Below are 26,659 nucleotides of genomic sequence, written 5' to 3'. Positions count from 1 at the left end.
GTCGCGCAAGTGCGTATGCGTACGGGCCTCCGATACCACCGCCTAACCCTCCCGCGCGTCGAAATCGATGCGGGGATCGACCGCGACATACATCAGATCGCCGATCAGTCCCATGACCAGTCCCAGAAGGGTGAAGATGTAGAGGGTCGCGAACATGACCGGATAGTCGCGGTTCAGTGCTGCTTCGAATCCCAGGGCGCCGAGCCCGTCGAGGGAGAAGATCACCTCCACGAACAGGGACGAGGTGAACAGGATGGAGATGAAGGCGCTGGGGAAACCGGCGATGACGATCAGCATGGCGTTGCGGAAGACATGACCGTAGAGGACCTGGCGTTCGCCCAGGCCTTTCTGGCGCGCGGTGACCACATACTGCTTGTTGATCTCGTCCAGGAAGGAGTTCTTGGTCAGCATGGTCAGAGTCGTGAAAGCCCCGACGATCAGGGCCGTCAGCGGCAGTGCGAGGTGCCAGAAATAGTCGACGACTTTCTCCCAGAAGCTCATCTGGGCGAAATTCTCGGATACCAGGCCGCGCAGGGGGAACCAGTCGAGGAACTGGCCGCCCGCGAACAGGATGATAAGCAGAACCGCGAACAGGAAGTTGGGGATGGCGTAGCCGGCGAACAGGATTCCCGATGTCCAGACGTCGAACCGGCTGCCCTCCCGAACCGCCTTGCGGATGCCCAGCGGGATCGCGACCAGATAGGTGATGACCGTGGTCCAGAGCCCCAGCGAGATCGAAACCGGCAGTTTCTCCTTGATCAGGTCGATGACGGTGCGGTCGGTGAAATAGGACGTGCCGAAATCGAAGGTCAGGTAATCGACCATCATCATCGCGAAGCGTTCATGCGCCGGTTTGTCGAAACCGAACTGCTTTTCCAATTCGGCCAGAAACTCCGGCGGCAGGCCCCGTGACGCGCGGGACGATCCGGCATCGCTTCCCGGATCGCCGGCAGAGCCGGAAACCCGTTCCAGCGCGCCTGGCGCGAAGCCCTGCAATTCGGCGATGATCTGATCGATCGGCCCGCCCGGCGCCGCCTGGATGACCACGAAATTGACGACCATGATGACGAACAAGGTCGGGACGATCAGCAGAAGGCGTCGCAGTATGTACGCGTACATTGTCGCTCCGACTTTCCCAGGTTCCCCGTCGCCGTTCCGTCAGGACCGTCCCTTGCGCTGGAGCGCCGCGTCCAGTTCGGGATCGATCCACCAGATGTTCGGGTTGGTCCCCATCATAGGCGGGTTCTCCGGATATCCGAAACGGTTCCAGAAGGCGAACCGGTCGGTCTTCGAATGGAACATCGGGATGGCGTAGAAGCTCCACAGCAGCACCCGGTCCAGTGCCTTGGTGCGCGCGATCAGCGTTTCGCGGTCTGGCGAGGCGATCAGTTCCTCGATCAGGATATCGACCGCCGGATCGCGAACGCCGGCGGTATTGCGACCGCCCTCCCGATCCGCGGCGTCCGATCCAAAGAATTCGCGCTGTTCGTTCCCGGGCGACAGGGATTGCGGCCAGCCGGATACGACCATGTCGAAATCGTAGCTTTGCAGGCGGTTCTGATACTGCGCGGCATCGACCACACGTAACTCCACCGACCCGCCCAGACGTTCCACACCACGCTTCAGCGCCTGGGTATGCGGGACCAGCAGGTCGGAATAGAGCAGGACTTCGAAGGCGAAGGGTTTGCCGGTTTCGGCATGCACCAGCTTGCGGTTGCCGTCGACATTCCACCCCGCCTGGCGCAGCAGTTCCAGCGCCTTCATCAGCGGTTCCCGGCTGTTGCCCGACCCATCGGTGACCGGCGGTTCGTAGTCCTGGGTGAAGACGCGTTCGGGAATCCGGTCGCGCAGCGGTTCCAGTACCGCCAGTTCCTTCGGTCCCGGCAGGCCGGTCGCTTCCAATTCCGAATTCTCATAGAAACTGTCGGTCCGGGTATAGGCGTCGAACATGATCGTCTTATTGACCCATTCGAAATCCCACAGATAGGTCATCGCCTCGCGTACGATGGGGTCCTGGAAAATCTCGCGCCTTGTGTTCATCACAAAGGCCTGCATGCCGGTGCCGCGTTCGTGGTCGAACTCCTTCTGCACGATCCGGCCGTCCTCGACGGCGGGCACGTCATAGGCGGTGGCCCAGTTCTTGGCGGAATTCTCGGCCCGGAAATCGATGTCGCCGGCTTTCAGCGCTTCCAGCATGACGACCCGGTCGCGGAAGAAGATGTAGCGAATGCGGTCATAATTGTTCTGGCCGACATTCACCGGCAGGTCTTTGGCCCAATAGTCCTTCACCCGTTCGATCGTGATCGACTGTCCGGCATTGACGTCGGCGATCCGGTAGGGGCCGCCGGCCAGGGGCGGGTCCAGCGTGGTCGCGTTGAACTCCCGGTCCTGCCAGTAATGTTTCGGCAGGATCGGCAGCTGGCCCAGGATCAACGGAATTTCGCGGTTCTCGCCCGGCGTCAGACGGAACTCCGCCGTGCGCTCGTCCAGGGCCACGACTTCGGCGACATTGCCGTAATAGAAGCGGTATTGCGGCGCGCCTTGTTCGATCAGCGTGTTGAAGGTCCAGACCACATCGTCGGCGCGGACCGGTTCGCCATCATGGAATCGCGCTTCCTCGCGCAGATGGAACCGGACGGCGGTGAAGATGCCGTCGGCGTCGGAATCGACCTCGATCCATTCCGCCAGCAAACCGTATTCCGCGCCGGATTCATCCAGGTTCGACGCCATCAGCGTATCGTAGACCATGGTTTCCGCGATCGCGCCGCCGGCCCCGATTCGGGCAATGGCGGAGGTGCCCTTGATGATGAAGGGGTTCAGTGAATCATAGGTGCCGCCGGCGCCCAGCGTGATCGTCCCGCCCTTTGGGGCGTCAGGGTTCACATAATCGAAATGCGGAAAGCCGGGCGGGTATTTCAAATCCCCGCTGATTGCCCATCCGTGGGCGCGGACGGTTTCCTGCGCGGCGGCGGGCGACGGGGCGAATTGGACGGAACAGGCCAGTGCGGCGGCGGCGAGGCAGGCTGCAAGGCGGCGCGTCATGTGTCGCGTCTCTCCCGATCAGTGAAGCTCTGTGGTCCCATACAGTTGGGCTTCTTGCGGGAAAGAGCAACCGTTGCCGTGTTAGGCCGACAGACACTCCAGCGCTGCCCGGTGCAGGGCCGTGCTGCCCGCCGCGACGACCCGGCCGTCCGATTCGATGGACAGAGGCTTGCCGTCCCAATCGGTGATGGTCCCGCCCGCGCCTTCGATCACCGGGGCCAGGGCGCAATAATCATAGGGTTGAAGCTGTGCCTCGACGACCAGATCGACATGCCCCGCCGCCAGCAGGCCATAGGCGTAACAATCGCCGCTGTAGCGGGTGAAGCGCATCGCATCGCGCAGCCGCGCGAACCGTGCCTCTTCCGGCGTGCCGACGAACATTTCCGGGCCCGTCGCATAGAGGACGGATTCGGCCAGCGTCTCGCGCCCGGCCACGGCGATCTCCGCCCCGTTATAGGTGCTGACCCGTCCGGCGGCACCCAGCCAGCGTTCTTCCTGGATCGGCTGGTCGATGATGCCCAGAACCGGGCGTCCGGCGACGCAGCAGGCGATCAGCGTGCCGAAGCTGGGCATGCCGGTGACGAAGGCCTTGGTGCCGTCGATCGGGTCCAGAACCCAGACGGCCTCGGCGTCCAGGCGAACGGAACCGTGCTCCTCGCCCAGGATGCCGTGGCCGGGGAAGGTCTTTTCGATCTCCTCCCGCATTGCGGCTTCGATCGACCGGTCGGCGATTGTGACGGGACTGTCATCCTGTTTGGCGATGATCGACAGCGGCGTGCGGAAATACTGCCGCGCGATGGGCCGTGCGATATCCGCCAGCCGGTGGGCCAGATCGATCCATTCCTGAGGGCAGGGCGCGGGGGCGTCGGTCATCGTGGGCTCCATGCATATCGCAAGGTTGCTGGGAAACGGGCCAATAAGAAACGGGCGGCAGGATGACCCGCCGCCCGTTGATAACGTGTTCCGGTGACGCGCCGATTACGGCAGCGGGGCCGGATTGGCGCTCAGCGACCGCAGATAGGCGATCAGATCGGCGCGGTCCTGATCCTTGCTGATGCCCTTGAAGCTCATCTTCGTGCCGTCGACATAGCCTTTCGGGTCATAGAGGAACTCATTCAGCGCCGCGAAATCCCAGGCGCCGCCATGACTGGCCATCGCGTCGGAATAGTTGAAATCCTTGCCGCCGATCGACGCGTTGACGATGTCATACAGGTTCGGGCCGACCTTATGCGGGCCGCCCTGGTCGAAGCTGTGGCAGGAGCCGCATTTCTTCGCCACCTTTTCGCCGCTCGCCACATCGGCGCTGGCCAGCATCGGCAGAATGTCGGCCGGGCCCGCCGGGGCCTGATCCGTGTCGGCCATCGCGGTGGCGGTGCCTTCTTCGGCCGGCTCGGCGATGACGAAGGCCTGTTGGTCGATCGCCTGTTCGCCTTCGGCATGGAACAGCGCGCCGGACAGGTCATTCGTGACCATTGCCAGCAAACCGGCCACCAGCACCGCGGCGGCGATCTTATTGATGAGAAGCGGATCGTTCTTCATGGCTCATCCCCGAGGCTGTTCCGGCCTGCGCCGGCCAATCGCCGAAATCTGTGTTCCTAAGGGTCCGCGACAAGGGTTCGGACGGGAAAAAGCATGTACCAAGTGCCATCCCCCCGAACCGGCGCGACCCGATTGCCAACTCTGCCCTGCGATATATCCTGTCCCGGTCCGATAATCAACGCTACCGGTTCGCGGCGGGTGGTCGCACCGATCCCGGCCGTCCGGTCGCTAACCCCTTGCATTGGAAAGGTTTCCATGCCGCTCTCTCCGATCGTGCTGATCCCCGCGCGACTGGCGTCGACGCGACTGCCGAACAAGCCGCTGGCCGAGATCGCCGGAAAACCGATGATCGTTCAATGCGTCGAACGCGCGCTGGAGGCCGATATCGGCCCCGTCGCGGTCGCCGCCGGCGATGCGGAGATCGTGACCGCCGTGCGCGATTTCGGCCATACGGCCGTCGCGACGGATCCGGCCCATCCGTCCGGGTCGGACCGTATCCATGAGGCGCTGGGGCTGGTGGATGCGGATGGAAGGCACGACGTCATCGTCAATGTTCAGGGCGACCTGCCGACCCTAGACCCCCGATCGGTGCGCGCCGCGCTGGCGCCGCTGGAACGGGGGCCGGACGTCGATATCGCGACCATCGCCGCCGTCATCACGCGTTTGGAAGAGCGGGAAAACCCCAATGTCGTCAAAGTTCTGGCCGGTTTCTCCGGCGGGTCGACGGACGATCTGCACATCGCCCGCGCGCTGGCATTCACCCGGGCGACCGCGCCCTGGGGCGACGGGCCGCTGTATCATCACATCGGGCTCTACGCCTATCGCCGGGCCGCGCTGAATCGGTTCGTGACGATGGCGCCCGGCATCTTGGAACGGCGCGAGCGGTTGGAACAGCTTCGCGCGCTGGAGGCCGGTATGCGAATCGACGTCGCATTGGTCGACGATGTCCCGCTGGGGGTCGACACGGCGGAGGATCTGGAGCGCGCCCGCGAAATTCTGGCGAAAAAATAACGTTTCCGGCGGGAAACGCATTGCCGATGCCCCCCGAATCGCCGCCAAGTGTCGAGTGGTGGGACAGGTGCGCGGCGGTGCCGCGCCAAAAGACGATGGCGACATGACGCAACCGACGAGAATTCGCACGACCGGAATGCTGAGACTGGGCGCATCCGCGGCCGGTCTGCTGCTGCTGGCGGCCTGCGTCAACAATCTGGGCGGGGGCACCGTGGCGCGCGGCCCGACCGCCGGCGTTCAGGCGGTTTCGCCCAATGATCCGAATGCCGTCGCGCCGCAGGGCGAACTGCCCCCCAATGTGCTGACCATCCCCGATCTGCCGGTCCCGCCAGGGTCGCAGGTCGTGCTGGGCGATACGGTCATCGTCGGCGACGATCTGGCCTGGACCGGGCAGGTCGTGATGATCGGCGACGCCAATCAGCCGGTTCAGGTGGTCGAATTCATGCGCCGGAACATGCCGGAATACGGCTGGGTTGAAACCGCCATCGTGCGGTCGCGCCGGACCTCCCTGACCTATGTGAAGGGCGAACGTTTCGCCACCGTCCGGGTCCTGCCGCTGGAATATGGCGTCGAGGTCGATGTCGTCGTCGCCCCGGCCGGGCGCACGGCGGAACGCGCCACCGGCTTGTCGACCGGTAGCGGCGGCGTCGTCACGATCACCCAGTAAATCCGCACGAACGTTCAAGACCGATATCAGCCGCGCGTGATTTTCTCGCTCTGAAAGCGAGGGAACCGGCCGATGATTGTCGATTTGCTTAAGCTCTGGGGATCCGCCGTGCCATTGATGCTCAGCCCCGGTCCTGCGGTGTTGAGCGTTGCCGCGATGGGGGCCGCGTTCGGACCGGCACGGGCGCTGCGATACTATTTCGGCATTGTCGCCGGGACGTTCAGTGTCCTGCTGATCGTTGCCTCGGGCCTGACGGCGGCGCTGCTGTCGGTACCGGGGCTGGCCCCGGTCATCACAGTGCTGGCGGCGGGCTACATCCTCTACCTCGCCTATCGTATCGCCACCGCACCGATCCTGAAGGGCGGCGCCGAAGGCGATACCGCCGGCGCCCCTTCCTTCCTCAGCGGTTACCTTCTGGCCGTCGCCAATCCGAAAGCCTTTGCGGCCTTGGGCGCGCTCTATGCCGGGCACAGCCTTATTCCAGGCGACCCCTATGGCGATGCGGCCGCGAAGGTCGGCGGCCTGGCCTGCATGATCTTCATCGCCAACGGATCCTGGCTGATCTTCGGCACGATGCTGTCGAAAGTTCTGCGCGATCCGAAGGCCGGGCGCGTCGCCAATATCGTCTTTGCCGTTCTGCTGGTTCTGTCCGTCGTGATCTCTGCGCTAAGCAGCTGACCTTAGGGTCAGCCGCAGCCCGTGCCCTGCGATCATCGAAAGGATCGCGGAAGCGGCAAAGAAATAAAGGCCCGTTCCGGCCTGTGCGTCCGCCAGCCAGTTCGACTTCAGCATCACGACGATCAAGGCCAGGATTAGTACGTCCAGCATCGCCCATTTGCCGATCGCATCCAACAACGCGACACCCCGCCGTGCGCCGACGCCCCCGACCGAGGACAGGTGCCATAAGCCTGCGCCGAGCAGCAGCTTGGCCGGGGGCAGCAGTAGCGTGAACAGAAGCACCAGCACGCCGACGAAGATTTCGCCCTCGCCGAACAGGCCCCGAACCACGCCCAGCAGGGAGACGTCGTTCTCAAACACGAAGAGTTCCGTCACATGCAGGACCGGCAGCACGATCCCCGCGGCCCAACAGCCGAAGGCGATCAGAAAGACAAGCCCGGTCAGCCGCCACAGTCCGGTCGCGGCCTGGCGCAGTTTTAGGGTAGGTTTCGTTTCGGACCCGCCGCCGGTCATTTCCGGGCGTCGTCGACCGTCGCGGCGGCGGCCTGGCGCAGAAAGGCGATATCGGCGGCGATGGTGACGAAGCGATAGCCCCAGTCCCGCATCGCACGCGCCATGGCCGCATCGCTGCAATGGATGCCGGCGATCTTACCATGGGCCTGCGCGACCTCGGCGATGCGTTTCAGCGCCGCGACCACCCCATCTTCCGTCGGCATGGCCGGCTGCCAGTGACCGAGGGCGAGGCTGAGATCGTTCGGCCCGACGAAAAGCGCATCCAGATGTTCCGTCGCGGCGATGTCTTCCAGATTCTCGTAACCGTCCTTGGTTTCGATCATCGCGGCGACGAAGGTCTCGTCATTGGCCCGTTCGGTATAGCCGAAGGGATCGTCCAGGCCGGCGCGGACCGGACCCCAACTGCGTTCCCCCGCCGGCGGATAGCGGCAGGCGCGGACCAGTGCCTCGGCCTCGTCCCGATTGTTGACCATCGGCGCGATGATCCCGGTCGCCCCGCCGTCCAGCGCGCGCATCGCGTCAGCGGCGGTGTTCCAGGGCACACGAACCCAGGGTGAAGCCTTGCCGATCGCGCCAATGGCGGCGATCTGCCGCCACAGCAGCGCATCGTCGATCAGCCCGTGTTGGCGATCCAGACACAGGAAATCGAAGCCGGACCGCGCGGCGATTTCGGCGGTCAGCATGCTGTCGGTCATGATCATGGTGCCGACGGCAAATCCGCCGGCTCGCAGGGTTTGAACGGCGCTCATTGAAGATACCCTTATTACTCGACGGTTATAGTGATTCTCTCGGAGGTCAGCATTGGCTCATAGGGGACATGATCGCCATCCCCGAAGACAAGCTGCAATGTGTATTGGCCGGGCGGCAGCGACAACTCCACCTCGGTCTGCGCCCCGCCGAAATGCAGGTGATTGTCGTCGGCGGGGATCGAGAAACCCTTGTCGTCGTCGGTCAATTCGCGATCGATCAACAGGTGATGGTGCCCGGTTCCGGGAAGGGTGATGCCCGCCTTGACGACCTTGACGCCTTCCGCCCCGAACTGGACCACGAAGGGGCTTTTCACCGTGTCGCCGTCCTTCAAATTGGCAAAGAAGACCCGGGCGCCGGGTGGCGGAGGCTGCGACGCGTCAGCAGGGCCCGGTCCGATCAGGGCTCCGGTCAGAATAATGACGGCCGCAAATGCGGCGGCGATCGCGGATAGCCGCATGATTGTATCTCCTGTCCCGTGGCTGCGGCGGGAGACTAGCACGCCTATTGGGGCCTGCCGAGGCTCATCGACCAGTAGTGGCGCGACATGATTCTGCCGGGGTCGAAAGGCGTGAAGACATAGCCGATGCCCAGTTCCGTGACCGAGGGGTTCAGCATGGCCTCCCGGTGCCCGTCCTTGGACGCGACCCAGGCATTGACGACCTCACGCGGGGTGCGCTGGCCGATAGCGATGTTCTCCAGGATCTGCAGATACTTGTAGCCCGCTGCCGTTGCCCGGTCGCCCGGCCCGATTCCACTGGGATTGATATGGCTGAAGAAATCACGGGCCAGCATGTCGCGGGCATGGCCCATCGCGGCGCGATCCAGAAAGGCATTGGGCTTTAGCGCGCCAAGCCCGTTCGCGGCGCGGAACTGGTTGACCAGCCGCAATATCTGGCGGCGCCAATCGGCATCGGCGGGCCGGGCGGGCTCCGCGATGACCACGGCCCAGATGTTGGTTGGAATGCCCCGGACGGTCGATCCGTCGCTGTTCAGATAGGCGACGCCGATTTCCTGGACATTCGGATTGATCAAAATGCTGTCCGGCCCGCCTTCTTCCAGCCATTCGCGCAGCATGTCGCCGACGGATCCCTCGGTCGTCGCATAGCGGCCGCCGAACATGATGCTGGGATAGCCCTTGTCCTGCAGCAGCCGCTCCAACCCGTCCGACAGGGCGTTCAGCCGCTGGCCCGCATAAATCGACCGGGTCAGTTCGCGGGCGATCTGTGTCAGGCGGGGTTCATAGTTCAGGCGCGGCAGGCTGCGTTCGGCCCGCGCCGCATTGATCAATTGGATCAGGCGGGATTCCGTCTCGTCCCGCTTATCCGTTGCCTGGCCATGGCTTGGTGCCGGCAGCGCCAGGACCGACAGCGCCGTCAGCAGGGCGAAGATCGCCCCGCCGAAAGTCGTGCCGCCGACCCGGGCCATCGTCCCGAACCCGGTTTACTCGGTCACGAAGCGCGGGGCCGCGCGGCCGCCCCCGGCGCCCAGCGCGTCGCGGACCTTTTCCGCTACGGCCATATAGGCGGCGGCATGCGGGCTGTCCGGTTTGGATACGACGATGGGGTTGCCGCCATCCGCGGTTTCGCGGATTTCGATTTCCAGCGGGATTTCGCCCAGGAAAGGCGTGCCCAGCTTCTCCGCTTCCAGCTTCGCGCCGCCATGACCGAAGATATGCGCTTCATGGCCGCAATTGGGGCAGACATACATCGACATGTTCTCGATGATGCCCAGAACCGGCACGTCGACCTTGCGGAACATGTTCAGCCCCTTGCGGGCGTCCAGCAGGGCGATGTCCTGCGGGGTGGAAACGATCACCGCACCGGCCAGCGGCACGTTCTGCGACATGGTCAATTGCGCGTCCCCGGTGCCGGGCGGCATGTCGACGATCAGCACGTCCAACTCGCCCCAGCTTACGTCGTCCAGCATCTGCTGCAGCGCGCCCATGACCATCGGGCCGCGCCAGACGACGGGCTGGTCCTCGGCGACGAGGAAACCGATCGACATGACCTTGATGCCGAAGCTTTCCAGCGGCTCCAGCGTCTTGCCGTCGGGCGAATTGGGGCGGCTGCCGGAAATGCCCAGCATGCGCGGCTGCGACGGGCCATAGATATCCGCATCCAGCATGCCGACCGTCAGGCCCAGGCGCCGCAGGGCCAGGGCGATATTGACCGCCGTGGTCGATTTGCCGACCCCGCCCTTGCCGCTGGCGACCGCGACGATGTGGTGGATCTGGTCCGACCCCTTTTTCTTCGCCGGGGCGGCCGGCTTCTGGGCGCCCCCTTTCGGCGCTTCGGCGGTCAGGACAGCGGTGGCGTTCAGCACGCCGGACATCGCGGCGACCGTCTTCTCGACATCCCGGCGCACGGATTCATAAGCGTCTGCCTTGGCAGGATCGTCGATTTCCAGGGTAACCTGGACCATGCGGTCCTTTACCGCGACGGCCGCGATCAGCCCCGCGCTTACCACATCGCCGCCGCCCGGCGCACGTATCCCGGTCAAGGCCTTGCGGACGCTGTCTTCGGTGATCTCGGCCATGGATGCGGGTCCTCCTGGGAACGGTCGGTCGATTTTGTCGGACAAAGCGCCGCATTCTCACGGTTCGGCGCTGGCGAATGCCTTTTGGCTACATATATGAAGCGGGGAGGCGGCGCAAAGCCCTGGAATCCGGTCCGTGGTTGACGCACGGGTTGTTTGCACCGGTAAAATCGAGTGTTATGCGCCGCGAACCCGGTCGAAACGGGGATTTCGGAGCGCACCATCGCGTGCCCTGACCGGGCACATTCATGAGAACGGTCAGGGCAAGGTGCCGGAACGCATCAGCACAACAACGGCGGACGGATAGAACGAGATGCCATGGGAAAATAACAGCGGCGGCCCCTGGGGTGGCTCGGGCGGCGGCGGCAATCGCGGCAATGGCGGCGGTGGCGGGCCCAACAGCCCGTGGGGACGCCCCGGTGGCGGCGGGGGCCGCGGACCGGGCGGTCAACCGCCGGATGTCGAGGAAATGGTCCGGCGCGGCCAGGAGAAACTGAAATCCATGATGCCGGGCGGACTGGGCGGCAAGGGCATCATCGCCCTGGCCCTGTTGGTCGTTCTCGGCTGGCTGGCGACCGGTTTCTACCGCGTGGAGCCGCAACAGCGCGGCGCGGAACTGGTGTTCGGCAAGCTTGTCGCAACGACCGAGCCAGGTCTGAACTATAATTTCCCGGCACCGATCGGCGAAGTGCTGTTGCCGAATGTGACCGCGATCAACCAGGTCAATATCGGTTTCCAGAATCTCAGCAACGGCAATAAGCGCGTGATCGACGAGGAAAGCCTGATGCTGACCGGGGACGAGAACATCGTCGCCGTGCAGTTCTCGGTCTTCTGGAAGATCAGCGACGCGCAGTCCTTCCTGTTCAACGTCCGCAACCCGCAGGAAAGCGTTCGCAACGCGGCCGAGGCGGCAATGCGCGAAATCGTCGGGAAAAGCGGGTTCGAATACATTCGTACCCGTGGCCGGAACGCCGTCGGTCTGGACGCCCAGAAGCGCATTCAGGAAATCCTGGACAGCTACGAGGCGGGGATCGAGATCACCCAGGTCAACCCGCAGAGCGTGGAACCGCCGGGTGAAGTCATCGGCGCCTTCCGCGACGTGCAGGCGGCGAATGCCGACCGCGAGCGGATGATCAACCAGGCGACCGCCTATTTCAACGAAGTCACCCAGACCGCCGAAGGGGACGCGCAACGCATCCTGCGCGCCGCCGAGGCGTATAAGGAGGAACGGGTGAACCAGGCGCTGGGTGATTCGCAGCGCTTCCTGTCGATCCTGACGGAGTTCGAACAGGCGCCGGATATCACCAAACGCCGGATCTACCTGCAGACCATGGAGGAAATCCTGGAGCGCATGAACAAGGTCCTGATTCAGAATGACAGCCAAAACGGCGGTCAGGGCGTCCTGCCCTATCTGCCGTTGGATCGCCTGACGAATCAGTCTCAGTCGCGGGGGACGAACCAATGAGCAAGAAGAGCATCATTGCCCTTGTCATCGTCGTTGCCGGCTTGGTCGTAACGGCCAGCGCCGCCTTCACCGTCCGTGAGACGGAGCAGGTTCTGGTACTGCGTTTCGGGGAAGTTCAGCGGTCGATCAGCGAACCGGGCCTGAATTTCAAGCTGCCGTTCATCGACACGGCCCGCTTCTTCGACAAGCGCGTGCTGGATTACGACGCGACGGTTCAGGAAATTCCGACGGCGGACCAGAAGCAGTTGGTCGTCAACGCCTTCGCCCGTTATCGCATCGTCAATCAGCTAGACTTCTATACGACGGTCGGAACTGAGTTCAACATGGAGCAGCGTTTCGATGCGCTGATCAACTCGGCCCTGCGCCGGGTGTTGGGTGAGGTCCAATTGTCCGTTGTTCTGACGCCGGAACGCGCCCGCCTGATGGAGGAGTTCACCCGGATCGTCGCCGATGAGGCGAAGGATTTCGGGGTCGAGGTCGTCGACGTCCGCATCAAGCGCATCGACCTTCCGGCCGAGAACAGCAAGGCGATCTTCGATCGGATGAGCACCCAGCGAGAGCAGGAGGCCCGTCTGGTCCGTGCCGAGGGCGACAAGGAATCGAAGCGTATCCGGGCCGAAGGCGACAAGCGCCAGCGGGTCATCGTTGCCGAAGCCCAGCGGGAAGCCGAGATCCTGCGCGGGGAAGGCGACGCCGAAGCCCAGGGCCTCTACAACAACGCCTATGGCAAGAATGTCGAGTTCTTCGATTTCTGGCGTTCCATGCAGGCCATGCAGAAGGGGCTTTCCGGGGATACGACGACCTATGTCGGCCCGCCGGACAGCGATTTCTTCCGGTTCTTCCGGGACGAGACCGGTGCGCCGCCGGAATCGCAGTAAATCAGGTCTTTCGTGACCGAATGAAAGACGGCCCCGGCGACGATCCGGGGCCGTTTTTTGTTCCCCCGACAACGGCTAAGCGTGTATGAAGAACACGTTTTCGATTAGGGGAGGAATGTCCTGTGAGTGCCGAAATTTCGAACCTGATCCAGGAATCGCTGTCCAGCGTGATCGTTCTGATCCTGGTGCTGTTCGCGCTGATCCTGGTCTTCCAGGGTGTGAAGGTCGTGCCGCAAAGCCGCGTCTATGTGGTCGAACGCTTCGGCAAATACACCAAGACCTTGAGCGCCGGGCTGAACTTCATCGTGCCCTTCCTGGACCGTGTCGCGCATCGGGTTTCGGTTCTGGAGCGACAGCTTCCGGAATTCGAAATTTCAGTGATCACCCGCGACAATGTCGAGGTCCGTCTGGAAGCCACCGTCTTCTACCGGGTGCTGGACGCAGCCTCCTCGGTCTACCGAATCAACAATATCGACCAAGCGATCTATACCGCCGCGACCTCCATCGTCCGATCCGCCGCCGGCAAGCTGGAACTGGACGAATTGCAGTCGTCGCGCGAGTCGATGAATGCCGAGATCGCGAAGAACCTGCAGCAGGCTGCGGAGGTCTGGGGCATCGAGATCACGCGGACCGAAATCACCGATGTGATCATCGACGAGCAGACCAAGGACGCCCAACGGCAGCAGTTGAACGCCGAAAGGCAGCGCCGCGCCGCGATCGCCAAGGCGGAGGGCGACAAGCGCTCCGTCGAGCTGGCGGCCGATGCGATGCTCTATGAGGCGCAGAAGGACGCCGAAGCCACCCGGGTTCAGGCGGATGCCAAGGCCTATGCCGTCAAGGTCGCGGCCGAAGCCGATGCCGAACAGACCCGCCTTGTCGCCAAAGCCATCGCCGAGAACGGCCAAGCCGCCGTCGATTTCGAAATCATGAAGCGCCAGGTCGAAGCCTTGGGATGGGTCGCGTCGGCGGACAATTCCAAGACCATCATCGTGCCGACCGATATCGCCGGCGCCGTCGGGTCGCTGCAGGTCCTGGCCGAAACCCTGGCTGCCTCCCGCCGCGGGAATTAAGGGCGGGTTAGACAATGGATACCGCCGTTTCGATTACCTATTGGCTGTTCCGGCCCGAAGTCTGGATCATTCTGGCGATGGTTCTGATCATCGCCGACATCCTGATCGGCCTGAATCTCTTCGTCCTGCCGGTCGGCGTTTCGGCGGCGCTGGTCTCTGCCGCTCTTTATGCCGAAAACCGGTTCTGGTTCAGCGACACGATCCTGCTGGAGGATTGGCACGACGTGCTGATCGCCTTCGCGGTTCTGTCCATCGCATCGGTCTTCCTGATCCGTAGGATGTTTCAGCGCCGGCGCGACGAAACCCCGGATATCAACGAATACTAGCTGCCTGACCCTCTAGCGGCCTGTGGCCGTGCGGGCTCCCCGCTGGGTCAGAAGGGCGGGCAATCCGCCCATGCCGTCGCGGATATCCTGTTCCACGGCCAGGGCCAGCGCGTCCTCGTCGCGGTCGCGAATGGCGGCGATGGCCTCGACATGCCGGTCTTCCAGATAGGTCGTGCCCAGGCTTTCGCGGGTCAGATACAGGAACGGCCCGATCTGCAGCCACAGGCTTTCGATCAGCGGCATCAGCACCCGTCCCGGCGCGCGTTCGTACAGTGCGAAATGAAAGGCGCGGTTGCGCTCCTGATATCCCGCCCAGTCGCCCTTCGCGATGGCGACGTCCTGTTCGTCGTTGATGACGTCCAGCTGATCGGCCAAGGCTGAATCGGTTTCCGGAAAGGCGCGGCGGGCCGCCAGCACTTCCAGCGCGACCCGCGCCTCGGTCAGTTCGCGGAAGGTCTCCGGCGTCATATGGGGGACCGCGATCCGTCGGTTCGGCAACAGGTCCAGCGCCCGTTCCGCCACCAGCCGTCGCAGTGCTTCGCGGGCCGGCATCATGCTGGTGCCCAGCTTTTCCGCCAGGCCGCGGATCGTCATCGCCTCGCCGGGACGGAAACGCCCCAGCATGATTTCCTCACGCAATTCGCGATAGACCCGTTCCTGCAAGGTGCCGGCGGGCGAGGTGTCTTCGGTAGGGAAAGGGTCGGGTCTGTCGCTCATTTTGTGATCACATTGTGGGCGGCGATCCGCCCGCGAGCAACAGAAATCGTGGGACGTCGGGCGTTCCGGTCAGATGTCCTTTACGCCGCCTTCTTCCTTGTCGCCCCCCTGTGGTGCGGATTCGTCCCCGCGCGGGATGCGCCGGATGATGATGTCGCCATTGGGCAGGACCTCCGGCGGCTCATAGAGCGGGATCGTGTCGACGAACAGTTCCAGCGCACGCATCATCCGATCCAACCCTTCCAGGGCCAGCGTTTCCGGCGTCTTGTCCTCCTGCGCCAGGGACGGGCCGGCCGACAGCGGCATCAGAATCGTCAGGGCGGATACAAGCATCAGTCGACGCATCGGAAACTCCTTATCTCAGCGGCAATATCAATGTGGTGGCGCCGTCGCGCGGTGTCAAAGGACGCGTCTTGCCGCAGCCCCGGCGGGTTGCCCCTGCGACCGCTTTGGGGCAATGTCCGGCTAACCAAGGAACAGCCATCCAAATCGGGGGTTCTCGACAAATGAGCGATACCTATGACGTCGTTGTAATCGGCGGTGGGCCGGGCGGTTATGTGGCCGCGATCCGTGCCGCGCAACTGGGCATGAAAACGGCCTGTGTGGAGATGCGCGGCGCGCTGGGCGGGACCTGCCTGAATGTCGGCTGCATCCCGTCCAAGGCGCTGCTGCAATCCTCGGAACTGTTTCATGAGGCCCAGCATTCCTTTTCTAACCACGGCATTGTGGTGAAACCGAAGCTGGATTTGGGCGCGATGATGACGCGCAAATCCGGGATCGTCGATGGCCTGACCAAGGGCATCGAGTTCCTGTTCAAGAAACACAAGATCACCTATCTGAAGGGCCGCGGCCATATCGACGCGCCCGGCAAGGTCTCCGTCACCGAAGGCGAAGACAAGGGCAAGACGGTCGAAACCAAGAACATCATCATCGCGACCGGCTCCGAATCGACCCCGTTGCCGGGGATCGAGGTCGATGAGAAAACCATCGTGACGTCGACGGGCGCGCTGGAATTCGACAAGGTGCCGGAACATCTGGTCGTGATCGGCGGCGGCGTCATCGGGCTGGAGCTCGGCTCCGTCTGGGGCCGTCTGGGTGCGAAGGTCACCGTGGTCGAGTTCCTGGACCGTATCGTCCCAACCATGGACGGCGAAGTGTCGAAGAACTTCCAGCGGATCCTGAAAAAGCAGGGCATGGAGTTCAAGCTGAAGACCAAGGTCACCGGCGCGAAGAAGTCCAAATCCGGCGTCGAACTGACCATGGAACCGGCGGCGGGCGGCGATGCCGAAACGCTGTCCTGCGACAAGGTTCTGCTGTGCATCGGGCGCCGTCCCTATACCGAAGGTCTGGGGCTGGACGAACTGGGCGTTGAGCGCGACAAGCGCGGCGTGATTCAGGTCGACAGTCACTACAGGACCAATGTCGACGGCATCTACGCCATCGGCGACTGCATTCCGGGCGCCATGCTGGCCCATAAGGCCGAGGATGAAGGCACCGTCGTCGTCGAAATGCTGGCGGGTCAGAAGCCGCATATCAATTACGACGCCATTCCGGGCGTGATCTACACCTGGCCGGAAGTGGCCGATGTCGGCGCGACGGAAGAACAGTTGAAGGAACAGGGGCGCAAATACCGGTCCGGCAAATTCCCGTTCACGGCCAATTCCCGTGCCAAGGCGAATGACGCGACGGAAGGCTTCGTGAAGATTCTGGCCGATGCCGAGACCGACAAGGTTCTGGGCGCCCATATCATCGGGCCGAATGCCGGCGACTTGATTCAGGAAATCGTGACGATCATGGAATTCGGCGGATCGGCGGAGGATGTGGCCCGGACTTGTCACGCCCACCCGACTTTCTCAGAGGCGGTCAAGGAGGCGGCACTGGCCGTCGACGGGCGACCGATCCACATGTAAGTGGCGGCCGGTCCGGACATCGCCGCCCCATCGGCGCGGGTGACGTTGGGATTCCTGGCCGCAGGGCTGGGGTTCCTGCTGTTGCCGGTCTCCGATGCCATCGCCAAGGCGATGGGGATCGGCGGCGTCCACCCGCTGCAGATCGGCTGGGGCCGCTGGTTGGCCCAGGTCGTCTACATGCTGCCACTGGCGCTGTGCTTCTACGGCCGGAAGGCATTGTTTCCGAAAGCGCCATTGACCCAGATCGGCCTGGGCCTGTCGGTGGCCGGGGCGACCGTGCTGGTCTTCTTCGGATTGCGGGAACTGCCGATGCCGACGGTGACGGCGACCCTATTCGTTGCGCCGTTGATCGTCACCGCGGTTTCCGGTCTGGTCCTGGGGGAGCGGGTCGGTCCGTGGCGCTGGGGGGCGGTTGCCGTCGGATTTGTCGGCATGCTGCTGATCGTGAAACCGGGCACAGCGCGGTTTGAGATCGGTTCCCTCTACGCGGTCGGGGCGGCAATCTGTCTGGTCCTATACCTGCTGATCGCCCGCAAGAATGCCGGGCGCAATCCGCCCATGGTCACCATGCTTTGGATGGGCATCGTCGGCGCAATCGGCATGACACCGCTGGCCCTGCCGGTGTTCCAGGCCTTTACTGCCGAACAATGGCTCCATATCGCGATCATGGGGGCGGTCCTGACCTTGGGACACGGTCTGATCGTCTGGGCGGCCGATCGGCTGGAAGCGTCGGCCATGGCGCCGATGCCCTATTTCGAAATGGTGACCGCGACCGTGCTGGGCTACGTCGTCTTCAATGAGTTTCCGGCCCTGTCGGTTTGGCTCGGCTGCGGCCTCGTGATCGGTGGTGGTCTGTTCGTCGCCTGGCGGGAGACGCGGCGCTAACGCAGCGGTCTGTGGATTGCCACCCCCGCCATGACCAGGGCAATGCCGACCAGATCCCGGAAACTGGGGATCTGTGTCAGGACGATGGCGGCAATCACGGTCGCCGTCGCCGGCAGCAGGGCCAGCAACAGCGCGAAACTGGCGCGTGGCAGTCGTGACATGGCCAGTTGATCGCAGATATACGGGATCACCGACGAGCAGAGCCCGACCCCGATCCCGGCCAGTATCAACAGCGGTTGGTCCAGCACGGCGACGGCCTGAACAAAGCCAAGGGGCATCAGGGCGATGAAGGCGATCAGCATCGCCGCGCCCAGACGCTCAACCCCCTGATCCGCGCCATTGGCCGCGGCGCGGTGGCCCAGCACGATATAGCCGACGAAGAGCAGCGCGTTCAGGGCGGACCAGAACAGACCCATCGGGTCGGAAGCCCATTTCACGTCGATCAGAACCGCGACCCCCAGCACCGTCAGGATCAGGGCAATCAGATTGCGGCCGGTCCTCAGACCCCAGAGCGCGACCGCGATGGTCCCGACGAATTCCATCGCCGCGACGAGGCTCATCGGCAGCCGGTCCAGCGCCAGATAGAAGGAGGTATTCATGACCGCCAGACATAGGCCCAGCCCCACCAGCAGCAGACGGCCCTTCCAGTCGGCCTGACGCAGTGTCCGGATGGGCGATGCGATCAGGCAGAAGGCCGCGGCGGCGGAGGCGACCCGGAACCAGGCCACCCCCAGCACGCCGACCGCCGGGAACAGCAGCACCGCGAAGGACGGACCCAGATAGTGAAAGACGGCACTGACGCCGAACCATGCCTGCGGCGGCACCCGTGCGGCGACCCTGCCATATCCCGAGTTTGCGTTCGTCATTCCGTCCTCCTGCCGGCAAATCCTAAGGTCGGGCGCAAGATGCAGGGTGATGGCCGGGAAAAGAATGGATATTGAAAGAGAAAAGCGGGATAGTTGCTTCGAAACGAAAGGATAAGGCATGTATAAGCTTCGTTTGAAAAATGCCACGCTGGACGAAACCGATATGCGTATCGTGTCGGCACTGGCGGAGAATGCCCGGATCGCCCATGCCGAACTGGCGCGGATGGTCGGCCTGTCGGCGCCCAGTGTCGCGGAGCGTATCCGGCGGATGGAGGAAGCCGGGGTTCTGCGCGGCTATACGATCGACCTCGATCCGGCGGCGATCGGTCTTGCGATCACCGCCTGGCTGCGTATCCGGCCCTTGCCGGGAAAATTGCAGAAGGTCGCGGAAATTCTGGCGGAAACACCGGAATTCGTGGAATGCGACCGGGTGACCGGGGATGATTGCTTTGTCGCCAAGGCCCATGTCCGCACGGTGCAGGACCTGGAAGTCCTGATCGACCGTCTGATCATTCATGCGACGACCAATACGTCGGTGGTGCAGTCTTCGCCGTTCGATCGACGGTTACCGCCTTTGGTGCCCATTCGTTAAGGCGGCCCTTGACGGCGGCGGGCATCCCGCTGTCAGATCGGGGAAACCGAAGGAGGCTTGCGATGGAATATGTCGGCTGGACCAAAATGGAAGACGGGACCCAGGAGGACTGGCGCCTGCTGTGCCGCCTCGAGGACGAATTCAACGCCGATCTGGTCGACCGGGTCCTGACGCAATTGCGCAGCCTGGATGTGGATTGGGGCGGTTATCGCGTCACCCGCTATGTCCATTCGCTGCAATCCGCGACGCTGGCCCATCGCGATGGTGCTGACGAGGAAGTGGTCGTCGCGGCACTGCTGCACGATATCGGCGATATCCTCAGCCCGTATAACCATTCCGAAATGGCGGCGGCGATGCTGAAGCCCTTCGTGTCGGACCAGACCTATTGGATCGTGAAGCATCACGGCCTGTTCCAGGGCTATTACTATGACCATTTCCTGGGCGGCGACCGCAATGCACGGGACCGGTTCAAGGACCATCCCTATTACGATGCCTGCGTCTACTTCTGTCAGAACTACGATCAGAACGCTTTCGACCCGGATTACGATACGCTGCCGCTGGAGTTCTTCGAACCCATGGTGCGGCGGGTCATGGCGCAATCGAAGTTCGGCCACCAGGAGCTGGGCTCCACGAATGCCCAGGCGGCGGAATAAGGTGCGGGTGCGGGCTTAGAAATTGTGTTCCGCGACCTTGCGCAGCAGGAAGTCGCGGAACACGGTGATGCGCTTGGAATGGCGCAGTTCTTCCGGATAGACGAAATAGGCCTGGGTGACCGGGCCTTCCAGTTCCGGTAGGACCGGCTCCAGCTTCAATTGTTCGGGCTGCATGAATTCCGGCAGGGCGGCGAGGCCCAGACCCGACCGAACCGCGCGATAAATGCCGTAAACATTGTTCACCCGCAGGATCGGCCGGCGCGGCGTTTCCGGCCGGGCGCCGACATCCAACAGCCAGTTCACCGATTTCGATGGTTGCGGTGCTTCCTCGCCGAAGACGATCAGATCGTGATGATCCAGATCGGATGCCGTGTTCGGGTGACCGCGCCGCGCGAAATAGTCGGGGCTGCCATAGATCAGGTGTTTGACGCTCATCAGCGGCCGTTGGATCAGGTCCGGCTGGCGCGGCGGCGACATGCGGATGGCCACATCGGCCTGGCGCATGCCGAGATCCAATTCCTCGTCCGACAGCAGCAGCGTGACCTCGACCTCCGGGAACAGGTCGATGAATTCCTTGATTTGGGGGGTCAGCCAGGTGGACCCGAAGGCCATGGTCGTCGTGACCTTCAGCGGGCCGGACGGCCGGTCCTTGGTCTCGGCCAGCCGCGCTTCGGCCATGCTCAGCTTGTGGAACACGTCCTTGACCGTGCGATAGAGCATCTCGCCCTGTTCGGTCAGCAGCAGTCCGCGGGCATGGCGGTGGAACAGCGGGACCCGCACGCTTTCCTCAAGCGCGGAAATCTGGCGCGAAATCGCCGATTGGCTGAGGTTCAGCTTCTCACCCGCATGGGTGAAGCTGCCCGCTTCGGCCACGGCGTGAAAAATCCGCAGTCTGTCCCAATCCATTGGCATGGGGTCACCTTACAACGCGCCGATTGCGCCTCCCGAAGGCATATTTAGGAGAGTCGCCCCCGAAAATCGACGAAAAACGGGTCAGCGAGCGGAATTGCCGCTGTCGCTCATCAGCGCGCACAGGCGGTCGGCGGCGCGCTGCGTGTCGTCCGGCGGCTGAAAATCCCAGTCCTCGAGCGTCCCGCCGAACGGCCGCGTGGCCCCGCGACGCTCCATTGCGGCGTGAAATCGCTCGAACTTGTCGGCACGGCCTGTGATCGGCAGACGGATGACCTGAACCGGGCGTCCAGTGGCGGCGGCTTCCGATACCATGTTGACGGAATCGCCGGTGACGATGACCCGGTCGGCAAGGCCCAGATATCCGAAATAAGGATTTTCGCCCTGTCCGTCCCAGATTTCCGTTGCCGTGCCTGCAAGGGCCTCGCGGATCGCCACTGCGGCTTCCGGCGGGGTGCGGCGGGAAAAGGTCAGCATCAGACCCGCACCTGTATCCCGTGCCAGTGTCGCCAGATCGGCGCCGATTGCTTGCCCCACCGCCGCGTCGAAACGATAGGCGGTGTTCTTGCCGCCGATACAGACTGCGATCCTGGGGGCGGGCAGATGGGCCAGCCGCCCGGCCCACTCCCGTGCGGCAGCGTCCAGCTTTTCGCGGGTGACGCGGTGGACGGAGCCGCAGGTGACTTCGACATTCGGGCCGGAGAGTTGGTCGTGTTCCGGCACGATCAACAGGTCGAAACGGTCGATCGCCATACGCGGATGCTGGATATGGACCGTCCTGGTTCGCCCGCCGCTGCGCCGCTTGACCTCCAAAGCCGGACCGATGGCGCGGCGTCCGCAGGACAGGGTCACATCCGGCCAGGGCGGAGTCAGGCGCGCGGCCGAGGCACGGTCGACGCCCAGCACGCCGGGCGGCCAGAATCCCGGCGGCAACCAGACCCAGGGCCGGGCGAGGGCGACGGAAATCTCGGTGATTGCCAAACCGGCGCGTTCCGCCAGACCCAGGGCGGGGTTCACATTGCCCGCCTTGCCGTCGGTCAGGACCCAGCAGACAGGGCGTTCCGCAGGCGGCGGGGCGTTTCCGGATCGGCTCATCCTCCGGTTATGCCCGCGCCCCGCTTTTGAGGCAAGCGGCTGAAAATGCGTTTTGTCACTATAATATTATTGCGTGGAACGCGCCGTCAGGGTAATTCCAGCCCACTTGGCCCCGAAGCCGGTTGAAAGGACACTCAGCGCCATGCGCCACGCCAAACTGGACAAAATCGATAAGAAAATTCTGCGGGACCTGCAGGATGACGGCCGGATCACGAATGTGGAACTGGCCAAACGGGCCGGTATTTCGGCTCCGCCCTGTCTGCGCCGGGTGCGTGCATTGGAAGAGGCCGGATTCATTCGTGGCTATCACGCCGATCTGGACGGGGAGATGCTGGGTTTCGACGTCACCGTCTTCGCCTTTGTCGGCCTGGTCAGCCAGGCGGAAGCCGATCTGCGGCAGTTCGAGGAGATGGCGCGCGGTTGGCCGCTGGTCCGCGAAGCCCACATGCTGCAGGGCGATACCGACTTTCTGTTGAAAATCGTCGCGCGGGATCTGGACAGCTATAACCGGTTCCTGACCAGTCAGCTGACCGCTGCCCCGAATGTCGCCAATGTCCGGTCGGCCATCGGCATTCGCGCATCGAAACAGGAATACGGCGTCCCGGTCGACCCCGAAGTCCCGATCGAAGACATTATCTGATCCGGCGCAGCCGATTTCGGGCCGAAACCAGGGCGATGTCGCCGGGCAGGCCGGACGCGTCCCGGACGCCGATCAGGTCGGCATCCGCGCCGACGGCGATTCGGCCCTTGCGGTCGCCCAGACCCGATGCCTCCGCCGGATTGCCGGATACCAGGCGCCAGGCCTCCTCCAGCGGCAGCAGGCCCAGCTCGGCGATCAGGAAGGGCGCGCGCAGCAGGCTGGGATAGAAGTAATCGCTGACCAGGATGCTGACCCGGCCGGCGGCGATTTCGTCACGCACACTGGTGCCGCCCACATGGCTGCCGCCGCGCACCAGATTGGGCGCGCCCATGACCACGGACGCCCCTCGTGCCAGTCCCTTTTCCGCACAATCGGCGGTCAGGGGGAACTCGCAGATGCGGACGTTCAGCACGGCCGCGCGGGCCGCGTCCTCGGCCGTGAGCTCATCATGGGATGCCAGGGTCACGCCGGCCGCATGGGCCGCCGCCGCCAATTCCTCCGTTTGGGCATTGCCGAGGTCGCGGCGGGCCTGACGGTCGGCGATGAAGCTTTCCAGATCTTCCGCGCTCATGGTGAAGCGCCGCGCGGCGCCGGCCCGGTAGCGGTCCAGCTTGCGCGCATCGCCCGGTTTCGGCAGGTGGTCGTTCAGCGACAGAAGGTCGATCCGCCGGCCGGCGATCCAGCCCAGCAATTCCTCATGATCGTCCGTCGCGACGCATTCATGGCGGATGTGGATGCGGCTGTCGCACATCAGTCGCTCGCGGCTGCCTTCGATCCCGTCCAGCAACCCGCGCACCGTCGCGCGGTTCCGCACACTGGGCTCGAATCCATCGGTGATGGAATAGAAGAAGGTCGTGATCCCGGCCGAGATCAGGTTGGCATCATTCGACTCGATCGCCAGGTCCAATGGGAAGACGCAACCGGGACGCGGCGCGACTTCGCGTTCGAAGGCGTCGCCATGCAGGTCGATCAGCCCCGGCAAAACGGTCAGGTTTCGGCCGTCGATCTCCAGTTCCGCCGCCGGTCCGGGCCCGTCGCCGATCTCGACGATGCAGCCGTCCTGGATGGCGATGGTAACCCCGTCCTGGAACCCGCCGGGCAACAGCGCGCGCGTATGGCGCAGGGTGACGCTTTCCTGGGTGGCGATACTGTCCGGCATGATCGGTGGGTCCTCTTTAATCGGGAAAAGGGTTACAGCTTGGGCGCGGTCCCGTCGAGCAGCTTTGCCCGCGCCCAGGCGCTGAACCGCTCCACGCCCAGGACCAGGACGAAGATCATAAGGACGATCATCGCGGCTTGGTCATAACGGAACATTTCCATCGACACGGCCAGTTCCGCGCCGATCCCGCCGGCCCCGACAAGGCCCAGCACGACGGAGGACCGTACGGCTTTCTCCAGCGAGAACAGCCCGGCATTGGTCAGGCCCGGCGTCGCGGCGGGAAGGACGGCGCAGGCGACGATATCGATCCGCCGCGCCCCCATGGCGGCCAGGGCCTCGCCCGGCCCGGGATCGGCCTCCTCCATGCTTTCGGCAAAGAACCGGCCGCAGAAGCCGATCGTGTCGACGATCAGCGCCAGTGTCCCGGCGAAGGGGCCGAGGCCGACCGACGCGACGAAGAACAACGCCCAGGCAAGGTCGGGCACGGTGCGCATGAAACTGACCAGGGCCCGTGTGCCGGAATAGATCAGCGGATGCGGCGACAGGTTGCGTGCGGCCAGCACGGCAATGGGCAGGCTGAGGACGATGCCGATCACGGCCCCGACCAAAGCCATCTGGAAGGTGGTCAGCACCGCGTTCAGCATCGGCATGAACCGGTCCGTGGCGGGCGGCACCATTTCGGACGCGATCGTGCCCATGGCCGGAATGCCGGCGATCAGGTCCGGAATGGAAATCCCGGCCCGGCTCAACGACCAGGCGAAGAAGGCGACGAACAGGACGAACAGGATGCCTGGCACAAGGCCCGGGCTCGACCAGCGCGGCGGCAGGCTACGGGCGTCTGACGTGCTCATGGTCGGGCCTCCGCGGTTTCGTAGAGACCGGCGAGATCGTTCGGTTGGATGCCGCTACTGGATCTGTCCAGCACGATACGGCCGGATTTCAGGCCGATCAGGCGGTCGGCATAGGCCAACGCGTGATCCAGGTTATGCGATACGAAGACCAGGGTGATGCCCGACTCCGCCCGCAGCCGGGCGAACAGTTCCATGACATCCTCTCCCGCTTTCGGGTCCAGGCTGGCGGCGGGCTCGTCGGCGAACAGCATGGCCGGATCCTGCATCAGGGCGCGGGCGATGGCGACGCGCTGCGACTGGCCGCCGGACAGGCGGTCCGCGCGCCGTCCGGCCAGATCGGCAAGGCCGACCTGATCCAGGCAGTGTAGGGCGCGTGCTCTTTCCTCGGGGCGTGCAAAGGCATGACTCCAGTTTCGCATGCCGCCGCCTCTTGCCAGGGCGCCATGCAGGACATTGCTGAGCACGGTCAGCCGGGTGCTGAGATTGTGGCGCTGAAAGACGAAGCCGACCCGCGCCCGGGCGGCGCGCAGCCGCTTGCCGGACAGGCCGATGATGGAGCGCCCGTCCAAAACGACGTCGCCCGCGCTGGGCTCGATCAGACGCAGGGCGCACCGCAGCGCGGTGCTCTTGCCGGAGCCGTTCGCGCCGACAATGGCCACGGCCTCACCCGATTGGACCGCGAAGTCGATTCCCCGCAGCACGGTCGTCGCGCCCGTCGGGCCGGGATAGGTCTTGCGCAAGCCGGTTACGGACAAGGCGGTTGCGGCATTGACGGGACGCGGCTGCCCGTCGAAAGCGGGCGGGGAGGGCGCGTCGGGCGCCCTCCCCTGCTCCCCGGCCGGATGATCGGACGGGGAGACGACCCGGATACGGTCAGTTGCCGATGAAGTCGGCATATTCGGGATAGCCCGCGGTGTCGTACATCGCGCGGACGTAGTCATAATTGCTGTCTTTGATGTTGGAGATGAACCGCATCCCCGAATACTTCTTGTTGTCCTCGCCGGCCAGGATCGCGGCGATCAGATCGTCGGACCGCTCGACGAAGGCCGTGCGGAAAGTGTCGACGATGGATTTGTCGACATGCGGGCCGACCATCAACACGTCGTTCGGCAGATCCGGGCCACGGCCGACAATACGGAAGGCACCGGGGGGCAGGCCGCCCGAAGCCGCTTCCTTGTCACGCAGCGACAGGAAGTTGATGTGGTTGACGCCCATCGCGGCGACATCGCCCTTTTTCAGCGCTTCCCAGGCGACCGGCACTTTGGTGTGAATGATTTCGACATCGTTCAGCGGCTTCAGGCCGTAATCCGCCAGAACCTGGATCGGACCCAGATGCTTCGATGTCGACCCGACGGAGCCGAGAGCGACCTTCTGGCCCTTCAGATCGGTCGGCAGATTGTAGCCGTTCTCGGCCAGGGTGATCAGAACCGCGAAATAGTCCGGGCGCGAGAAACCGACAACGATGTCGGCATTCGTGCGCTTCTTCATCACGACATATTCGGCCGGGCCGGTCAGGACGAAATCGACCTTGCCGAAGCGCAGGGCTTCCGCCGCGGCGGTGCGGTTGGTCACGGGCAGGAATTCGATTTCGTGGCCGGTCGCGTCTTCCAGGACGGTCACGAACTCGCCGAACTCACGCTGCAATTCTTCCAGACCGACAAGGTCGGTAACGGCGAGCTTGATCGTGTCGGCCTTGGCCGGCGCGCCGAAAAGCCCGACGAGCATGGCTATGCTCAGGGCCGAGAACAATTTCTTCATGGCGGAACCCCCTCTCCGGGATGTTGGTCGAGGAGGGTGATGCTAGGAGGTCGCCGTGAAGCGATCGTGGCCCTGCCGTGAAGCGGGCATGAAGTTCCAATCGCGCGCGTCTGGAATATGTCGCGGGTTTGTCGCGAAACCTTCACGCTT

General features: G+C 63.9%; 30 protein-coding genes. 12 read left to right on the top strand and 18 right to left on the bottom strand.

All coding sequences use genetic code 11. The annotated features are described in order from the left end of the window. Positions 1–42: 42 nt before the first annotated feature. The 4 genes from ACO06O_RS16355 to ACO06O_RS16340 all read right to left on the bottom strand — a co-directional run bounded on the left by ACO06O_RS16355 (position 43) and on the right by ACO06O_RS16340 (position 4,581). Positions 43–1,119, bottom strand: a complete 1,077-nt coding sequence (locus tag ACO06O_RS16355) for a microcin C ABC transporter permease YejB (protein WP_421882070.1) — start codon at positions 1,117–1,119, stop codon at positions 43–45. Between the two features lie 39 nt (positions 1,120–1,158). Beyond that, positions 1,159–3,042: an extracellular solute-binding protein gene (locus ACO06O_RS16350; RefSeq protein ID WP_421882067.1), complete on the bottom strand. Its 1,884-nt coding sequence runs from the start codon at positions 3,040–3,042 to the stop codon at positions 1,159–1,161. Positions 3,043–3,123: 81 nt separating this feature from the next. Then, positions 3,124–3,915, bottom strand: a complete 792-nt coding sequence (gene hisN, locus ACO06O_RS16345) for a histidinol-phosphatase (protein ID WP_421882065.1) — start codon at positions 3,913–3,915, stop codon at positions 3,124–3,126. 105 nt (positions 3,916–4,020) lie between these two features. Further along, the gene (locus tag ACO06O_RS16340; RefSeq protein ID WP_421882062.1) at positions 4,021–4,581 is read right to left on the bottom strand and encodes a c-type cytochrome; all 561 of its coding nucleotides are present in this window, start codon (positions 4,579–4,581) and stop codon (positions 4,021–4,023) included. 255 nt (positions 4,582–4,836) lie between these two features. Between ACO06O_RS16340 and ACO06O_RS16335 the strand changes: the two genes are divergently transcribed. From ACO06O_RS16335 to ACO06O_RS16325, 3 genes are all read left to right on the top strand, one after another. Next, positions 4,837–5,592, top strand: coding sequence for a 3-deoxy-manno-octulosonate cytidylyltransferase (locus ACO06O_RS16335; RefSeq protein ID WP_421882060.1), 756 nt, complete (start codon positions 4,837–4,839; stop codon positions 5,590–5,592). Between the two features lie 103 nt (positions 5,593–5,695). Continuing rightward, entirely contained in the window at positions 5,696–6,259 is a 564-nt protein-coding gene (locus ACO06O_RS16330; RefSeq protein WP_420418633.1) for a hypothetical protein, read from the top strand. Between the two features lie 72 nt (positions 6,260–6,331). Continuing rightward, positions 6,332–6,937 (top strand): LysE family translocator, encoded by a 606-nt coding sequence (locus ACO06O_RS16325; protein ID WP_421882056.1) that lies wholly within the window; start codon positions 6,332–6,334, stop codon positions 6,935–6,937. On the opposite strand, the gene ACO06O_RS16320 is transcribed toward ACO06O_RS16325, so the two are convergent. The 5 genes from ACO06O_RS16320 to apbC are packed head-to-tail and all read right to left on the bottom strand — an operon-like array spanning position 6,926 to position 10,735. Continuing rightward, the gene (locus tag ACO06O_RS16320; RefSeq protein WP_421882053.1) at positions 6,926–7,450 is read right to left on the bottom strand and encodes a paraquat-inducible protein A; all 525 of its coding nucleotides are present in this window, start codon (positions 7,448–7,450) and stop codon (positions 6,926–6,928) included. The two genes, ACO06O_RS16325 and ACO06O_RS16320, sit on opposite strands and share 12 nt — an antisense overlap. Further along, entirely contained in the window at positions 7,447–8,199 is a 753-nt protein-coding gene (locus ACO06O_RS16315) for an HpcH/HpaI aldolase family protein (protein WP_421882050.1), read from the bottom strand. The genes ACO06O_RS16320 and ACO06O_RS16315 overlap by 4 nt, the downstream gene beginning before the upstream one ends. 14 nt (positions 8,200–8,213) lie before the next feature. Beyond that, on the bottom strand, positions 8,214–8,657 hold the full coding sequence (locus ACO06O_RS16310; RefSeq protein ID WP_421882048.1) for a DUF4399 domain-containing protein: 444 nt from the start codon (positions 8,655–8,657) through the stop codon (positions 8,214–8,216). A gap of 44 nt (positions 8,658–8,701) precedes the next feature. Beyond that, positions 8,702–9,625, bottom strand: a complete 924-nt coding sequence (locus ACO06O_RS16305) for a CAP domain-containing protein (protein WP_421882045.1) — start codon at positions 9,623–9,625, stop codon at positions 8,702–8,704. Positions 9,626–9,640: 15 nt separating this feature from the next. Then, positions 9,641–10,735, bottom strand: coding sequence for an iron-sulfur cluster carrier protein ApbC (gene apbC, locus ACO06O_RS16300; RefSeq protein ID WP_421882042.1), 1,095 nt, complete (start codon positions 10,733–10,735; stop codon positions 9,641–9,643). Positions 10,736–11,048: 313 nt separating this feature from the next. Here apbC and hflK point away from each other — a divergent pair, with 313 nt between their 5' ends. The 4 genes from hflK to ACO06O_RS16280 all read left to right on the top strand — a co-directional run bounded on the left by hflK (position 11,049) and on the right by ACO06O_RS16280 (position 14,474). Then, positions 11,049–12,200: an FtsH protease activity modulator HflK gene (gene hflK / locus ACO06O_RS16295; RefSeq protein ID WP_421882039.1), complete on the top strand. Its 1,152-nt coding sequence runs from the start codon at positions 11,049–11,051 to the stop codon at positions 12,198–12,200. Further along, a complete protein-coding gene (gene hflC / locus ACO06O_RS16290; protein WP_421882035.1) occupies positions 12,197–13,078 on the top strand; it encodes a protease modulator HflC in 882 nt (293 codons plus the stop codon). The genes hflK and hflC overlap by 4 nt, the downstream gene beginning before the upstream one ends. Positions 13,079–13,200: 122 nt before the next feature. Next, complete coding sequence (locus ACO06O_RS16285; protein WP_420418624.1) at positions 13,201–14,148, top strand: SPFH domain-containing protein; 948 nt, start codon at positions 13,201–13,203, stop codon at positions 14,146–14,148. 14 nt (positions 14,149–14,162) lie between these two features. Further along, the gene (locus ACO06O_RS16280; protein ID WP_420418623.1) at positions 14,163–14,474 is read left to right on the top strand and encodes an NfeD family protein; all 312 of its coding nucleotides are present in this window, start codon (positions 14,163–14,165) and stop codon (positions 14,472–14,474) included. Positions 14,475–14,486: 12 nt separating this feature from the next. On the opposite strand, the gene ACO06O_RS16275 is transcribed toward ACO06O_RS16280, so the two are convergent. Together ACO06O_RS16275 and ACO06O_RS16270 are read right to left on the bottom strand one after the other, a co-directional pair. Then, positions 14,487–15,191 carry a GntR family transcriptional regulator gene (locus ACO06O_RS16275; RefSeq protein WP_420418622.1) on the bottom strand — a complete coding sequence of 235 codons (705 nt, stop codon included), beginning with the start codon at positions 15,189–15,191 and terminating at the stop codon, positions 14,487–14,489. A gap of 69 nt (positions 15,192–15,260) precedes the next feature. Then, positions 15,261–15,536: a hypothetical protein gene (locus ACO06O_RS16270; protein ID WP_421882031.1), complete on the bottom strand. Its 276-nt coding sequence runs from the start codon at positions 15,534–15,536 to the stop codon at positions 15,261–15,263. Positions 15,537–15,697: 161 nt separating this feature from the next. Between ACO06O_RS16270 and lpdA the strand changes: the two genes are divergently transcribed. Next, the gene (gene lpdA, locus ACO06O_RS16265; protein WP_420418620.1) at positions 15,698–17,101 is read left to right on the top strand and encodes a dihydrolipoyl dehydrogenase; all 1,404 of its coding nucleotides are present in this window, start codon (positions 15,698–15,700) and stop codon (positions 17,099–17,101) included. After that, positions 17,102–17,986, top strand: a complete 885-nt coding sequence (locus tag ACO06O_RS16260; RefSeq protein ID WP_421882028.1) for a DMT family transporter — start codon at positions 17,102–17,104, stop codon at positions 17,984–17,986. It abuts the gene before it with no gap. Here the strand turns inward: ACO06O_RS16260 and ACO06O_RS16255 are convergent. Further along, on the bottom strand, positions 17,983–18,852 hold the full coding sequence (locus tag ACO06O_RS16255; protein WP_421882026.1) for an EamA family transporter: 870 nt from the start codon (positions 18,850–18,852) through the stop codon (positions 17,983–17,985). The genes ACO06O_RS16260 and ACO06O_RS16255 overlap by 4 nt on opposite strands. A gap of 118 nt (positions 18,853–18,970) precedes the next feature. Between ACO06O_RS16255 and ACO06O_RS16250 the strand changes: the two genes are divergently transcribed. Both ACO06O_RS16250 and ACO06O_RS16245 read left to right on the top strand, forming a co-directional pair. Next, a complete protein-coding gene (locus tag ACO06O_RS16250) occupies positions 18,971–19,444 on the top strand; it encodes an Lrp/AsnC family transcriptional regulator (protein WP_421882023.1) in 474 nt (157 codons plus the stop codon). A 62-nt stretch (positions 19,445–19,506) separates the two neighbouring features. Continuing rightward, on the top strand, positions 19,507–20,097 hold the full coding sequence (locus ACO06O_RS16245) for an HD domain-containing protein (protein WP_420418616.1): 591 nt from the start codon (positions 19,507–19,509) through the stop codon (positions 20,095–20,097). Positions 20,098–20,112: 15 nt separating this feature from the next. Here ACO06O_RS16245 and ACO06O_RS16240 read toward each other — a convergent pair whose 3' ends face one another. Together ACO06O_RS16240 and ACO06O_RS16235 are read right to left on the bottom strand one after the other, a co-directional pair. Further along, on the bottom strand, positions 20,113–21,003 hold the full coding sequence (locus tag ACO06O_RS16240) for a LysR family transcriptional regulator (protein WP_421882021.1): 891 nt from the start codon (positions 21,001–21,003) through the stop codon (positions 20,113–20,115). A gap of 87 nt (positions 21,004–21,090) precedes the next feature. Continuing rightward, positions 21,091–22,101 (bottom strand): mitochondrial fission ELM1 family protein, encoded by a 1,011-nt coding sequence (locus ACO06O_RS16235; RefSeq protein ID WP_421882018.1) that lies wholly within the window; start codon positions 22,099–22,101, stop codon positions 21,091–21,093. 142 nt (positions 22,102–22,243) lie between these two features. Here ACO06O_RS16235 and ACO06O_RS16230 point away from each other — a divergent pair, with 142 nt between their 5' ends. Then, a complete protein-coding gene (locus ACO06O_RS16230; protein WP_421882015.1) occupies positions 22,244–22,741 on the top strand; it encodes an Lrp/AsnC family transcriptional regulator in 498 nt (165 codons plus the stop codon). Here ACO06O_RS16230 and ACO06O_RS16225 read toward each other — a convergent pair. Genes ACO06O_RS16225 through ACO06O_RS16210 form a run of 4 tightly spaced genes read right to left on the bottom strand, consistent with a single transcriptional unit; the run spans position 22,734 to position 26,509 of the window. After that, a complete protein-coding gene (locus ACO06O_RS16225; RefSeq protein ID WP_421882012.1) occupies positions 22,734–23,900 on the bottom strand; it encodes an alpha-D-ribose 1-methylphosphonate 5-triphosphate diphosphatase in 1,167 nt (388 codons plus the stop codon). The genes ACO06O_RS16230 and ACO06O_RS16225 overlap by 8 nt on opposite strands. A gap of 32 nt (positions 23,901–23,932) precedes the next feature. Beyond that, positions 23,933–24,751 (bottom strand): phosphonate ABC transporter, permease protein PhnE, encoded by an 819-nt coding sequence (gene phnE, locus ACO06O_RS16220; protein WP_421882009.1) that lies wholly within the window; start codon positions 24,749–24,751, stop codon positions 23,933–23,935. Continuing rightward, positions 24,748–25,647 (bottom strand): phosphonate ABC transporter ATP-binding protein, encoded by a 900-nt coding sequence (locus ACO06O_RS16215; protein WP_421882006.1) that lies wholly within the window; start codon positions 25,645–25,647, stop codon positions 24,748–24,750. The genes phnE and ACO06O_RS16215 overlap by 4 nt, the downstream gene beginning before the upstream one ends. Further along, positions 25,625–26,509 (bottom strand): PhnD/SsuA/transferrin family substrate-binding protein, encoded by an 885-nt coding sequence (locus ACO06O_RS16210; protein WP_421882003.1) that lies wholly within the window; start codon positions 26,507–26,509, stop codon positions 25,625–25,627. The genes ACO06O_RS16215 and ACO06O_RS16210 overlap by 23 nt, the downstream gene beginning before the upstream one ends. Positions 26,510–26,659: the final 150 nt, after the last annotated feature.

Source organism: Pacificispira sp. (assembly GCF_965228185.1).
GTDB lineage: Bacteria > Pseudomonadota > Alphaproteobacteria > UBA8366 > Aestuariispiraceae > Pacificispira.
Note: the sequence above shows the minus strand (reverse complement) of the source record. Positions and strands in the feature narration are given on the sequence as shown.

Coding starts and splice junctions, on each gene's coding strand:
- ACO06O_RS16320 (WP_421882053.1), bottom strand. CDS start 7,450: ATGACCGGCGGCGGGTCCGAAACGAAACCTACCCTAAAACTGCGCCAG.
- ACO06O_RS16225 (WP_421882012.1), bottom strand. CDS start 23,900: ATGCCGGACAGTATCGCCACCCAGGAAAGCGTCACCCTGCGCCATACG.
- ACO06O_RS16315 (WP_421882050.1), bottom strand. CDS start 8,199: ATGAGCGCCGTTCAAACCCTGCGAGCCGGCGGATTTGCCGTCGGCACC.
- ACO06O_RS16240 (WP_421882021.1), bottom strand. CDS start 21,003: ATGGATTGGGACAGACTGCGGATTTTTCACGCCGTGGCCGAAGCGGGC.
- ACO06O_RS16335 (WP_421882060.1), top strand. CDS start 4,837: ATGCCGCTCTCTCCGATCGTGCTGATCCCCGCGCGACTGGCGTCGACG.
- ACO06O_RS16305 (WP_421882045.1), bottom strand. CDS start 9,625: ATGGCCCGGGTCGGCGGCACGACTTTCGGCGGGGCGATCTTCGCCCTG.
- ACO06O_RS16270 (WP_421882031.1), bottom strand. CDS start 15,536: ATGCGTCGACTGATGCTTGTATCCGCCCTGACGATTCTGATGCCGCTG.
- lpdA (WP_420418620.1), top strand. CDS start 15,698: ATGAGCGATACCTATGACGTCGTTGTAATCGGCGGTGGGCCGGGCGGT.
- ACO06O_RS16235 (WP_421882018.1), bottom strand. CDS start 22,101: ATGAGCCGATCCGGAAACGCCCCGCCGCCTGCGGAACGCCCTGTCTGC.
- ACO06O_RS16355 (WP_421882070.1), bottom strand. CDS start 1,119: ATGTACGCGTACATACTGCGACGCCTTCTGCTGATCGTCCCGACCTTG.
- ACO06O_RS16210 (WP_421882003.1), bottom strand. CDS start 26,509: ATGAAGAAATTGTTCTCGGCCCTGAGCATAGCCATGCTCGTCGGGCTT.
- ACO06O_RS16250 (WP_421882023.1), top strand. CDS start 18,971: ATGTATAAGCTTCGTTTGAAAAATGCCACGCTGGACGAAACCGATATG.
- ACO06O_RS16275 (WP_420418622.1), bottom strand. CDS start 15,191: ATGAGCGACAGACCCGACCCTTTCCCTACCGAAGACACCTCGCCCGCC.
- hflK (WP_421882039.1), top strand. CDS start 11,049: ATGCCATGGGAAAATAACAGCGGCGGCCCCTGGGGTGGCTCGGGCGGC.
- apbC (WP_421882042.1), bottom strand. CDS start 10,735: ATGGCCGAGATCACCGAAGACAGCGTCCGCAAGGCCTTGACCGGGATA.
- hflC (WP_421882035.1), top strand. CDS start 12,197: ATGAGCAAGAAGAGCATCATTGCCCTTGTCATCGTCGTTGCCGGCTTG.
- ACO06O_RS16280 (WP_420418623.1), top strand. CDS start 14,163: ATGGATACCGCCGTTTCGATTACCTATTGGCTGTTCCGGCCCGAAGTC.
- ACO06O_RS16340 (WP_421882062.1), bottom strand. CDS start 4,581: ATGAAGAACGATCCGCTTCTCATCAATAAGATCGCCGCCGCGGTGCTG.
- ACO06O_RS16350 (WP_421882067.1), bottom strand. CDS start 3,042: ATGACGCGCCGCCTTGCAGCCTGCCTCGCCGCCGCCGCACTGGCCTGT.
- ACO06O_RS16330 (WP_420418633.1), top strand. CDS start 5,696: ATGACGCAACCGACGAGAATTCGCACGACCGGAATGCTGAGACTGGGC.
- ACO06O_RS16325 (WP_421882056.1), top strand. CDS start 6,332: ATGATTGTCGATTTGCTTAAGCTCTGGGGATCCGCCGTGCCATTGATG.
- ACO06O_RS16310 (WP_421882048.1), bottom strand. CDS start 8,657: ATGCGGCTATCCGCGATCGCCGCCGCATTTGCGGCCGTCATTATTCTG.
- ACO06O_RS16255 (WP_421882026.1), bottom strand. CDS start 18,852: ATGACGAACGCAAACTCGGGATATGGCAGGGTCGCCGCACGGGTGCCG.
- ACO06O_RS16215 (WP_421882006.1), bottom strand. CDS start 25,647: ATGCCGACTTCATCGGCAACTGACCGTATCCGGGTCGTCTCCCCGTCC.
- phnE (WP_421882009.1), bottom strand. CDS start 24,751: ATGAGCACGTCAGACGCCCGTAGCCTGCCGCCGCGCTGGTCGAGCCCG.
- ACO06O_RS16245 (WP_420418616.1), top strand. CDS start 19,507: ATGGAATATGTCGGCTGGACCAAAATGGAAGACGGGACCCAGGAGGAC.
- ACO06O_RS16230 (WP_421882015.1), top strand. CDS start 22,244: ATGCGCCACGCCAAACTGGACAAAATCGATAAGAAAATTCTGCGGGAC.
- hisN (WP_421882065.1), bottom strand. CDS start 3,915: ATGACCGACGCCCCCGCGCCCTGCCCTCAGGAATGGATCGATCTGGCC.